The sequence below is a fragment of the Microbacterium sp. Bi128 genome (genome assembly GCF_918698205.1).
Genome location: NZ_CAKKMM010001446.1, coordinates 1 through 1257 on the forward strand (window position 1 = coordinate 1; position 1257 = coordinate 1257).

General features: G+C 60.0%; 2 protein-coding genes and 1 pseudogene. All 3 read right to left on the reverse strand.

The window, feature by feature from the left end:
• Positions 1 to 219 (reverse strand): annotated as a pseudogene (locus LQV45_RS33550) (ribonucleotide-diphosphate reductase subunit alpha); the annotation flags it as partial.
• 65 nt (positions 220 to 284) lie between these two features.
• The gene (gene nrdI / locus LQV45_RS33555) at positions 285 to 689 is read right to left on the reverse strand and encodes a class Ib ribonucleoside-diphosphate reductase assembly flavoprotein NrdI (RefSeq protein ID WP_223916943.1); all 405 of its coding nucleotides are present in this window, start codon (positions 687 to 689) and stop codon (positions 285 to 287) included.
• A 167-nt stretch (positions 690 to 856) separates the two neighbouring features.
• Positions 857 to 1102 carry a glutaredoxin-like protein NrdH gene (gene nrdH / locus LQV45_RS33560; protein WP_018773329.1) on the reverse strand — a complete coding sequence of 82 codons (246 nt, stop codon included), beginning with the start codon at positions 1100 to 1102 and terminating at the stop codon, positions 857 to 859.
• Positions 1103 to 1257: the final 155 nt, after the last annotated feature.

The following is a 1257-nucleotide window of genomic DNA, read 5'->3' on the forward strand; positions in this document are numbered from 1 at the left end:
CTGGTCGAGGGTTTCGCGCTCGTAGTACTCGTTCTTGACGAGGTAGTCGAGCTTTTCCTCGAGGTCGTGGAAGAACACGGTGTTGTTGTTCACGTGCTGCAGGAAGTACTGGTGCGCGGCCTCGCGGTCGGCCTCGAACTGGATTTCCCCGTTGGGGCCGTAGAGGTTCAGCATGGCGTTCAGCTCGTGGTAGCCCAGGCCCTTGTAGGCGGCCGGCATCTCGTGCTTCTTCTCAACAGCGGCGGCGGCTGTGCCGGTGCCCGTGTGCAGGCCTGCGCCTTCAGTTACTGCTTTGTCTGCGACAGTCGTGTCCAAAACTCTTCCAATCCTTGTTGTACGCGGTTGACGTCTTCCGGCGTCCCCATGAGTTCGAAGCGATATAGGTGCGGGACCTTGCACTTGGCGGCGATGATGTCCCCTGCCATGCAGTAGTTGTCCCCGAAATTGGTGTTTCCTGCGCCGATCACTCCGCGGATCAGCTTCCGGTTACCCGGATCGTTCAAAAACCTGATGACCTGCTTTGGAACAGATCCCTCTCCCCCGGTGCCGCCATAGGTCGGGAGCAACAAAACGTAAGGCTCCCGGGCCACCAGCGGAGCGTCCCTCGGGTAAAGGGGGATCCTGGCGGCGTCGACGCCCAGCTTCGCAACGAAGCGTGCGGTGTTTTCGGAGGTGGAGGAAAAGTAGATGAGCCGGCAGTGCGTGGTGGTGGCCGGTGCTGCCGTGCTGACCGCTTCCCCGCCGTCAGCCGTGGCAGCCACCCGATCTTCAGTTGTTACAGCCACGGTGGTCACCTCATCTACCGTGAATTCTTGCCTGGTAGCGGCGTCCTGGGCTTTTCAGGCGACAGGGCGTTTCAGGCTACAGCGACGGCGGCAGCCTGCGCCAGTTCTTCGATCTTGTCCGGGCGGAAACCTGACCAGTGGTCCTGGTCGGTGACGACAACGGGGGCCTGCATGTAGCCCAGGGACTTCAGGCGCTCAAGGGCTTCCGCGTCCTGGGAAATGTCGACGCTCTGGTAGGCGATGCCCTTCTTGTCCAGCGCGCGGTAGGTCGCGTTGCACTGAACGCAGGCCGGCTTCGTGTAAACCGTAACGGTCATGGTCCTGTCCCCTTTGTTGAAGTCTTCTGTGGAGCGCAATCCCGGCTCCGGATGTCCCGCGCTGATGCTCTGCTGGAACTGTATGTCGATACTACATGTAGTGCAAGAGCCTCATGTGGACCCCAAGATGATGTATTACAAGTATGTCATTTAAC

Bases quoted from the DNA above. Each gene is read 5' to 3' on its own strand.
- nrdH (WP_018773329.1), bottom strand. From the start codon at position 1,102: ATGACCGTTACGGTTTACACGAAGCCGGCCTGCGTTCAGTGCAACGCG.